Here is an 8,815-nt window from a genome sequence, read left to right as displayed (position 1 = left end):
ATTCTGGTCATAAGGTCTAGATGGCATGATTTTCACCTCCCTGCCTGCCGATAGGCAGACTTCTTGACATTATGATAACAAAAACCTATGATTTGTATAGAAAGATAGAGCTAGTTTTTGGACAAGCTCTCTGTCCCACGAGGACTTCTGCCTCCTGCTGAAAGGTAGAGGTCTGGTAAATCGGCGTGGTTATGGCTCCGGTCGCGCTATCCGACTTGTTGCCTGAATGTATTGCCTTGGTCTCGAGCTTCATAAATCACTGCACTTTCTATAAGAAATACGAACACGAATCACACAAATATGTTAGATATGAAGCAAAAAGTCAATAAATCTACACTAAAAAGATATAACGAGAGGCCAGCGGATTTCACTTGACATCCCATACAATATTTACTATATTTCGGCTACCTCAAGAGTTTACCAGTATTGATTATCCTGATCGCCAAAACGGCTATTTTTAGAAAAGTGTATCACGAAACCCTTATAGATAAAGGGAAAGAAAATATGTGGTCTGTCCCCCGTGTTCTCCCCCGTGTTCGATATGACTCGTCCCTGGCTCGGTAAGGATGGTAAGATAATATATTAAAATGATAGAAGTAATGTGATTTTACTTTTCACTAATGAAAATATTCAGGAATGAATAAAAAAGTTAAGTCATTTATGTGGGCGGTAAAAAATTTTATTATCAGTGTGATAGTATTATTTAACATCTTGTTTGGTACTATTTGTTGTGCATCTAATGCACCATCAACTACACCTACGGAACAATCTAATCTTACATTTGTTGTTACACCAGTGGTCAGGGCCGGGTATAAACATACTGTCGCATTGAAATCTGATGGGGCGGTTTGGACTTGGGGAAGTAATTTTGACGGTGAATTAGGGGATGGTACCAATACTCAGCGAACGACTCCGGTTCAAGTCAGAGGAAATGAAAAAACAAATTATTTAACAAACATAGTTGCTGTTGCTGCTGGTGATTCACATGCGGTTGCACTAAAATCTGATGGGACAGTTTGGACATGGGGGAATAATGAGACGGGTCAATTAGGTGATGGCACTTTCACTAGCAGGAATATCCCAGTGCAAGTGAAAGACAACTCAGGTGCTGATTACCTCAAAGATGTAGTTGCCATCGCCGCATGCAAGAAACATACGGCTGCACTTAAGAAAGACGGAACAATCTGGGCGTGGGGAAAAAAAACATCCATTCAATTAGGTAGTAATTCTGACCTTAATAGTCTTTTTCCTGTTCAGGTAAAAAACTTTACAGAAAACCTACAGGATATAATTGCTATTGCTGCAGATGCAGAGCATACAGTTACTTTAGAAAAAGCATATTTTATGTCTTTGGCATGGGAGCGTGCTGATTATGGACCATTCGAAAAGAATCTACCGTCTGATGGCCCTTCCCCAACAGAAGCATATTATCTTGATAACGTTATTGCTGTTGCTGAAGGTACGGCTCATACGGTTGCTCTTAAAAATGATGGAACAGTTTGGGCTTGGGGAAAAAGGTTGGGTAACGGGGATTATTATGACAAGGATTTTCCTGTTCAGATAAAAAGTGGCTTTAGTGATAATAGTTATTTTACAAATGTCATTACAATTTGTGCAGGTGGTTTTCATTCAGTTATTCTAACAAACGATGGGACAGTTTGGACATGGGGTTGGAACTTATATGGTCAGTTAGGAGATGGTTCAATATTAGATAAATCTTTCCCGATTCAGGTAAAGGAGCTTAAAACTATGATTGCTATCGGTGCGGGTGCCGCACATACGGTTGCTGTTAAGAAGGATGGAACAGTTTGGGCTTGGGGCAATAATGATGCAGGCCAGATAGGTGATGGCACGGTAAATAAACAACTAACACCAGTTCAAGTAAAAAACATTAATCTATTACATTAAGAGCATGCTCTTGCGACGCATACCAGTTGCATAACTCCTTTATAAGCGATATAAGCGGCGATAAGCGGGGGATAAGCGGGATAGACCACTAATTTGAACTCTAGTTTGGCCAAGCACCATATTACCCCCCTCATACCCCAGCCCAAATAGGCATACCCGCCCGACCGGACGACCATGGTCGTTCGGGCTGGTTTTACCGCAACCCATTTAATTACGATACTTAAGTTAAAATAAGGCAGGCATAAAAGCCCTCGTTCCTCGGGATAAGAGACAGTAACGCCCTTACGGGCTAACTGTCTCTAATGTGCTACGTAGCACATTCCCGGCTAACCCTATTGGCAGGTAGAGGTATAGATTATCCATACGCCAGGTGTAGATTACCCATATGCCGGGTGTAGATTATCCATATATGGGGTGTAGATTGTCCATATGCGGGGTGTAGATTATCCATATGCCGGGTGTAGATTACCCATATGCCGGGTGTAGATTATCCATATGCCGGGTGTGGATTATCCATATGCCGGGTGTAGATTATCTATATGCCGGGTGTAGATTATCCATACGCCGGGTGTAGATTATCCATATACGGGGTGTAGAGTATCTATATGGGGGGTGTAGAGCACCCATACTATGGGTGGCCTACACCTCCCCCACCCTGTTACTATACCCCTCCCCCTGAAATTATCTTCAGGATGCGCAGGAGGTCTTCTTTATTGTGACAATTGACAGAAACCGAGCCGAAGATGAATTGTTCTCCGACTTGGCCGTAGTTAATACGCACCTCAACATTAGGCGGCATTTTCTTGAAGAGACGTTCATAGGGCTCACGGAGTTCAGGGTCGTTTCCCGGATGGAATTCCCGATACTGTGGCGCCCTGGAACCAGGAGAGACGCTAATCCCTCTGGGGTGCAGATAGGCGTCCACTATGATGCGCACGTGCCGGACAGAAAGGTCTTCGTTCCTGACCCGTTTCCAGATGGCCAGACGCCGGGTGGAATCCGGCAGGGCTAAAATGGCCTTGGCGTGCCCGAGCAGATGCGGTTGGCGGCTGACATCGTCCTGGATTTCCTGCGGCAGGCCAAGCAGGCGGATAAAATGGCTGACCGTAGTGCGGTCTGCGCCGACCCTTTTTGCCACATCTTCCTGGGTCAGGTTGAATGTATCAGCCAGTAGTTTATACGCCTGGGCGCGCTCTATGGGGTTTAGGTCCTTGCGGTGGGTGTTTTCTACGAGAGCGCACTCCATCATCCGCTGGTCGTCCGCCTCGGTGATGATGGCCGGGATGGTCTGCAATTTAAGCGCCTGGCAAGACCTGAACCTCCGCTCGCCCATCATAATTTCATAGGTATCCGGCCGTTTAGGGTCACGTCTTACAACTATAGGTTGCAGAACCCCGTGCGTGCTGATGGAGTCAATCAGTTCCTGTAGTGATTCCTTTTCTATGGTCTTACGCGGCTGGTAACGGTTGGGGATGATTTTCTCCAGCGGGATTTGCACTACCTCGCCGCTTACTTTTTCGTGGTTCAAATCCCCATTCGGTTTATTCATAAAATACCTTTAGCCACAAAACACCTAAAGGTGTCATTCTGAGCGAGCGTAGCGACCGAAGAATCTCTTCGGAAGTAGACCCTTCACGGAGTTTACCGTGAGCCCCTTCGCTCTGCTCAGGGCGATTCGGCGAAGAGCGAATCGGTTCAGGGTGACAATATTCACTTTGTGCCCTTTGTGGTTAATGTCTGTTCAACTATCCGCTCGCAGAGTTGGGGAAATTCAATGCCGACGGCCCGGGCGGCCTTGGGTAACAAACTCCGCTCGGTCATTCCAGGTATGGTGTTTATCTCCAGGACAAACGGACCCTTTTCCTTTGAATATATCAGGTCAACCCTGGAAAGCCCGGAACAGCCCAATGCCCGATATGCCCTTAATGCGGTCTGCTGGATTTTCCGGACTACCTTTGCCGGGAATCGCGGCTTGACGATATATTCAGTCGTCTTGTCCTGATACTTGGCCTTGAATGAGTAGAATCCCTGTTTGGGCCTGACCTCAACCAAAGGCAGAGGCGTCTGGCCTAGGATTCCGACCGTCACCTCCCGCCCCTTGATGAATTGCTCCAAGATAATTGTCGAGTCGTATTTTGCCGCCTCTTTCAGACCGGCTTTAAGTTCTCTATCATTGTGGGCAATAGAGATACCCACACTTGAACCCTCGCGGCAGGGCTTCACTACAAGAGGATAGCCAAGAAATGAGGAATTCGGAATTCGGAATTCGGAATTATAATTTCGCATTCCGCACTCCGCATTCCGCATTATGCAATACGGGGCCGTGGGAATCTTATGCCGAGTCAATATCTTCTTGGTAATGGCCTTATCAAAGGCGGCCTGGGATGCCTTTGGCCTTGGGCCGGTATAAGGAATATGTTGTTTTTCCAGGATGCGCTGGAGCGTGCCATCCTCGCCGAATTTACCGTGCAGGACGATAAAGGCAAAATCGATGTCTTTGAGTGACTTAATGATATTTGGGCTCCGGACGTCTATGACCTTAACCGGATGTCCTAAACCCTTTAATGCCTTGACCACAGCCCGGCCGGATTTGAGCGATACCTTTCGCTCGGATGAGAATCCGCCCAATAGGACGCCGATTCTTAATTTCTTCTGTCGGAATAATAACAATCTGGGTTTATCTGTGTTCATCTGTGGTTTCATACGCGCCTTACCATCTTTCTATTTCTAATTCAAGGTTAACCCCGACCTTCTTATGAACCGTTCTTTTGATAATATTAATTAGTTTAACGACATCTTCGGCTTTTGCCTTGCCGGTATTGACAATAAAATTAGCGTGCTTGGCAGATATTTTAGCGCCGCCGATACTCAATCCCTTTAATCCAGCTCGGTCTATCAATGCCCCGGCGCTATAATTATTGGGATTAGTAAATACGCAACCCGCGCTCCAATCAGCCAGCGGCTGAGTCTGCCGCTTCTCATTTAGTATAGCCCTGATACGGCTACGAATCATTGCGGAGTTTACGGTTTTAAGTTGCAACGTCACCTCAGCAATTAATCTTCCCTTAAGGTTAGACCAACGATAAGCAAATCTAATTCTATTGACGGTTTTAATCCGGCCGTCTTTAGCAATGACCTTGACTGATTTTACAATATCGGCCATCTGACCGTATTTACCGCCGGCATTCATCACCACTGCCCCTGCGACTGAGCCGGGAATGCCAACTAAGGGTTCTAATCCGCTCAAACCCATTTTAGCGCTCTTCTGCACCAGCCGAGCTAATGGATAGTCCGGAGATACGGTTATCTTAGTTCCCTTTCGTTCGAGGTTCATCCAGTCCGGTTTCAGGACAACGCCTTTAACTCCCCTATCATTAACTAAAAGGTTGGTCCCTCTACCAAGGATATGTATCGGAATCCTTTTCTGACAGCATAATCTGTAAATCTGGCTCAGTTGAGACAGATTCTTGGGCGTAATAAACACCTCGGCTCGGCCGCCGATATGGAATGAGGTGTGTTTAGACATCGGCTCATTATAGCGGACAATATCCTTATATGGAGCGAATATTTTTTGCAGATTTAGTTTCATATTAAATAAGATTGCCACGCTCGCCCTGCGGACTCGCTCGCAATGACGTCATTGCGAGGAACGGAGTTCCGAAGCAATCTCGCTATTCATTTTGTTAAATACTCTTGATAAATTCCCGACCTATCTCCCAAACATCCCCCGCCCCGACCGTGATAATTAAATCGTTTGGAATGGTATTTTCCTTGAGATATTTTACGGTGCTGGAGAAATCCGGCAGATACTTAGCGCGACCGCCGTAATGGATAACCCGCTTAACCAATTCTTCAGAAGAGGTGACCCGCTGGGCCGGCGTGACATCCCGGGCCGCATAAATAGGCGGTATCAGCACGATTTCACCCCCGGATAATACCCTGGCAAAGTCATTGAGGAATAGCTTGGTCCGGCTGTAAAGATGCGGCTGGAAGATGAGCCATCTCCGGCGCTCCGGAAATAATTCCCGGGCCGTGTCAACCACGGTTTTCAGTTCGGTCGGATGATGGCCATAATCGTCAATCACCAGCCGGCCTTTGACCCGGCCGACTATCTCAAACCTGCGGTGCACGCCCTTGAATCCGGCCAACGCCTTACGAATAACATTTTTATTCACCTTAAGAATATCAGCCACAATTATAGCCACTATGGCATTAAGGATATTATGTTCACCCGGCAGAGAATTAATGAAGTCGCCATATTTTAGGCCATTATGCCAGGCCTCAAAGTGCCACCTATCATTGACAACCCGGATATTCTTGGGATACCATCCTACGCCCTTCGGGCTATGGAATGGCTTGTCGCCGAATGCTATAACAGAGGCATCTATCTTCATACGAAGACATTCTCTCACCCCGGGGTTAGCCATATTGGCAATAACAAATCCGTCTCGAGGCGTGGTGGCGATGAATTGCCGGAACGATTCCACCAGTTTCGCCCAGGTCTTGTAATAATCCATGTGGTCCGGCTCAATATTATTAATAACCTTGATTTTAGCCGGCAGGTGATGGAACGAGCGGTCGTATTCACAGGCCTCAGCCACAAAGTGCCGGCCCTTGCCAAAGACAGACCCGCTCTCAAAGTCACGGAGCACCCCGCCCACCATAAATGAGGGGCTAAGCTTTGCTTTAGCCAACAGATACGAGATTAACGAGGTGGTGGTGGTCTTGCCGTGCGTGCCACTGACGGCAATGCCGGTCTTCTCAGCCATCAGGAGCCCGAGCGCCTGGGCATATTTGATAACCGGTATCTTCAGGCGCGCCGCCTCTTTAATCTCAGGATTATTATCTTTGACCGCAGCAGATTTGACAACGAGTTTGGTATCACCGGAGATATTTGATGCCTGATGGCTTGATAACACCTTGATGCCTTTACTTTTGAGCCAATCGGTCGCCGGATTATGCTGGAGTTCTGAGCCGGTAATTTTATAACCTCTGGATGACAGGTAATAAGCGATACTGCTCAAACCCGTCCCGCCGATGCCAATCAGGTGAATATGGCTTTTGGGTGGCGGCAGGTTCGTCATTAGAATTAGACCTTATTCTGCTTTAATTGCTCAGCTACGGTTTTCCGGACCAAATTCCCCAAATCATCTTTGAGCAGGGTCAGGGTCTGTCGTAATTCCGCCTCGGATTTTTCCCTGAGGGTCCGGCTGGCTTCGCGCAGCGAGTGCTCAAGATTCTGGTTAATCAGGTCGGCAAAACGTTCAATCTCGCTCTGATTGTCTTCCCTAAGCTTGCCAACGAAAAGAGTGATATCGTTGCGGAGTTTGTCGAAATACAGGTTCATTTCATTCCGCCGGCGTTCGGTATCCTCGATGAGCTGTTCAAACCGCCGGGAAACGCCGTCCGCATCGGCAATGTAACTCTCAGCCCGTCGGTTGATTTCCTTCATCTCCTTTATCTTGGCCCCGCCCATAAAGCTGAAGACGATGATAAAAAGAATGATGAAAACCAGCTCCAAAATCATGACAATAAAAGCCACGTTGAGATATGACTTGAGTTTCACCATTTCCTGGCTTCCGGCGACGATATTCTCGTAGATATGGCTGCCTGATTTATCCCACCATTCAAGCCATTTGTCGGCTTCCAGCGGCAGGTCCTGCTTGGTGATTTTCACCAGCGACTTATGCGCAGCAACCCGAACGCTCTCGCTCTCATCAGCCAGCGCATCTATCAGGGGTTTTACAGCAGACTTGCCCTTGCTGCTTCCGAGTATGGTGGCGGCATCCGCACGCATCTCCGGGTCCTTATGACTGGTCAGAATCCAGATCAAATCAGGCAAACCATCCTCTGCGTGAGCCATCACGCTGAAAATGAATACAAAACCCAGAACAATCAATAGTTTCTTCATGTAGTTATAACCTTAACATTTCTCATAAATAATATCAAGTTTTCTTGCTTTTTTATGTCACACTTATAAAGTAAGGCGATGCCGAAGAAGCAAATAGTTCTGGCCTGGGGAAAAATCAGGCGGATGTTCCTGGTCTATTTAAGGCCCAATAAAACCAGAGTGGCCCTGTCCGTCCGCGAAGGCGAATGCCGGCGCTGCGGCGCCTGTTGCGCCATAATGTTCAAATGCCCGGCCCTTAAAGGGGATAACGGCACGCTCCATTGTAAAATCTACGATTTGCGCAGCAATGTCTGCAAGACATTCCCGATAAACCCGAAGGACATAAAAGACCGCGATTTGATCATGCCCCATAAGAAATGCGGGTTCCATTTTAACGGCCACCATCATTAAGATTTCTTAACCTTGACCAGCTTACCCTCAAATACCTCCAGTATCTTTCTGACCCGTTCATCCTGCAGGACTTTTTCCCTCAATCGCCTTTCATCATCGCCCGCAAGACAGCTGGTAGATTTAGGATTAGCGGAAATACCACCAGTTTTTTTATCCGCCTGATTTGATGAAACCGAAGCGGTTTTTGCGGTTATTTCTGCGGACTCTCCGATCGGAATAAGCGGTTCTCTGCTTATCTCGCCGTCAGAGCCGTTACCGCCAACGGTCACCAAAACAACGCTTATCTTCAAGCCACTCACCTTTGCGGCTATCCGCTCCACTTCTTCTTTTACATTGACATCTTCCAGCCGGCTCCGGTGGAAGTTGTAAATTTTGGGGAAACCGATTACAATTTCCTCGTTGTCAACACTGATGAACTGCCCCTCTTTGATATAAGGGTAGACCTTGACCGGATGGAGAATTCTTATCTGCGCCAGTATCTGGTTCCAAAGCCCCCTTTTACCCTGCTCATCTAACAATGAAGCATCATTACCTTCCCGGCTTGGCGGTTCGGGACGGGCCGGCGTAAATTCGTCTAAAGGCGGCAAGGTGTCATTAGTATTCATA

The 8,815-nt window shown here is 47.2% G+C and carries 9 protein-coding genes; 2 read left to right on the top strand and 7 right to left on the bottom strand.

The window, feature by feature from the left end; translation table 11 throughout:
- Nucleotides 1-85 precede the first annotated feature (85 nt).
- Complete coding sequence (locus tag HZA49_04635) at nt 86-253, bottom strand: PLP-dependent transferase (GenBank protein MBI5778721.1); 168 nt, start codon at nt 251-253, stop codon at nt 86-88.
- A gap of 383 nt (nt 254-636) precedes the next feature.
- Between HZA49_04635 and HZA49_04630 the strand changes: the two genes are divergently transcribed.
- The gene (locus HZA49_04630) at nt 637-1,908 is read left to right on the top strand and encodes an RCC1 repeat- and reductase domain-containing protein (protein ID MBI5778720.1); all 1,272 of its coding nucleotides are present in this window, start codon (nt 637-639) and stop codon (nt 1,906-1,908) included.
- A 661-nt stretch (nt 1,909-2,569) separates the two neighbouring features.
- Here the strand turns inward: HZA49_04630 and HZA49_04625 are convergent.
- From HZA49_04625 to HZA49_04605, 5 genes are all read right to left on the bottom strand, one after another.
- A complete protein-coding gene (locus HZA49_04625) occupies nt 2,570-3,457 on the bottom strand; it encodes a ParB/RepB/Spo0J family partition protein (protein MBI5778719.1) in 888 nt (295 codons plus the stop codon).
- A 161-nt stretch (nt 3,458-3,618) separates the two neighbouring features.
- Nucleotides 3,619-4,599: a D-alanine--D-alanine ligase gene (locus tag HZA49_04620; GenBank protein MBI5778718.1), complete on the bottom strand. Its 981-nt coding sequence runs from the start codon at nt 4,597-4,599 to the stop codon at nt 3,619-3,621.
- 19 nt (nt 4,600-4,618) lie between these two features.
- Nucleotides 4,619-5,497, bottom strand: a complete 879-nt coding sequence (gene murB / locus HZA49_04615) for a UDP-N-acetylmuramate dehydrogenase (GenBank protein MBI5778717.1) — start codon at nt 5,495-5,497, stop codon at nt 4,619-4,621.
- Nucleotides 5,498-5,591: 94 nt separating this feature from the next.
- Nucleotides 5,592-6,992, bottom strand: a complete 1,401-nt coding sequence (gene murC, locus HZA49_04610) for a UDP-N-acetylmuramate--L-alanine ligase (GenBank protein MBI5778716.1) — start codon at nt 6,990-6,992, stop codon at nt 5,592-5,594.
- Between the two features lie 5 nt (nt 6,993-6,997).
- Nucleotides 6,998-7,819 (bottom strand): HEAT repeat domain-containing protein, encoded by an 822-nt coding sequence (locus tag HZA49_04605; GenBank protein ID MBI5778715.1) that lies wholly within the window; start codon nt 7,817-7,819, stop codon nt 6,998-7,000.
- 78 nt (nt 7,820-7,897) lie between these two features.
- On the opposite strand from HZA49_04605, the gene HZA49_04600 reads away from it, so the two are divergent.
- The gene (locus HZA49_04600; protein MBI5778714.1) at nt 7,898-8,209 is read left to right on the top strand and encodes a hypothetical protein; all 312 of its coding nucleotides are present in this window, start codon (nt 7,898-7,900) and stop codon (nt 8,207-8,209) included.
- Here the strand turns inward: HZA49_04600 and HZA49_04595 are convergent.
- On the bottom strand, nt 8,206-8,814 hold the full coding sequence (locus HZA49_04595) for a hypothetical protein (GenBank protein MBI5778713.1): 609 nt from the start codon (nt 8,812-8,814) through the stop codon (nt 8,206-8,208). The genes HZA49_04600 and HZA49_04595 overlap by 4 nt on opposite strands.
- Nucleotide 8,815 lies beyond the last annotated feature (1 nt).

This window comes from Planctomycetota bacterium (assembly GCA_016235865.1).
In the GTDB taxonomy this organism is placed as follows: domain Bacteria; phylum Planctomycetota; class MHYJ01; order JACQXL01; family JACQXL01; genus JACRIK01.
Note: the sequence above shows the minus strand (reverse complement) of the source record. Positions and strands in the feature narration are given on the sequence as shown.

What these genes read in the sequence shown, in the direction of transcription:
- HZA49_04635 (MBI5778721.1), bottom strand. Translation starts at nt 253, where the DNA reads ATGAAGCTCGAGACCAAGGCAATACATTCAGGCAACAAGTCGGATAGC.
- HZA49_04630 (MBI5778720.1), top strand. Translation starts at nt 637, where the DNA reads ATGAATAAAAAAGTTAAGTCATTTATGTGGGCGGTAAAAAATTTTATT.
- HZA49_04625 (MBI5778719.1), bottom strand. Translation starts at nt 3,457, where the DNA reads ATGAATAAACCGAATGGGGATTTGAACCACGAAAAAGTAAGCGGCGAG.
- HZA49_04620 (MBI5778718.1), bottom strand. Translation starts at nt 4,599, where the DNA reads ATGAACACAGATAAACCCAGATTGTTATTATTCCGACAGAAGAAATTA.
- murB (MBI5778717.1), bottom strand. Translation starts at nt 5,497, where the DNA reads ATGAAACTAAATCTGCAAAAAATATTCGCTCCATATAAGGATATTGTC.
- murC (MBI5778716.1), bottom strand. Translation starts at nt 6,992, where the DNA reads ATGACGAACCTGCCGCCACCCAAAAGCCATATTCACCTGATTGGCATC.
- HZA49_04605 (MBI5778715.1), bottom strand. Translation starts at nt 7,819, where the DNA reads ATGAAGAAACTATTGATTGTTCTGGGTTTTGTATTCATTTTCAGCGTG.
- HZA49_04600 (MBI5778714.1), top strand. Translation starts at nt 7,898, where the DNA reads ATGCCGAAGAAGCAAATAGTTCTGGCCTGGGGAAAAATCAGGCGGATG.
- HZA49_04595 (MBI5778713.1), bottom strand. Translation starts at nt 8,814, where the DNA reads ATGAATACTAATGACACCTTGCCGCCTTTAGACGAATTTACGCCGGCC.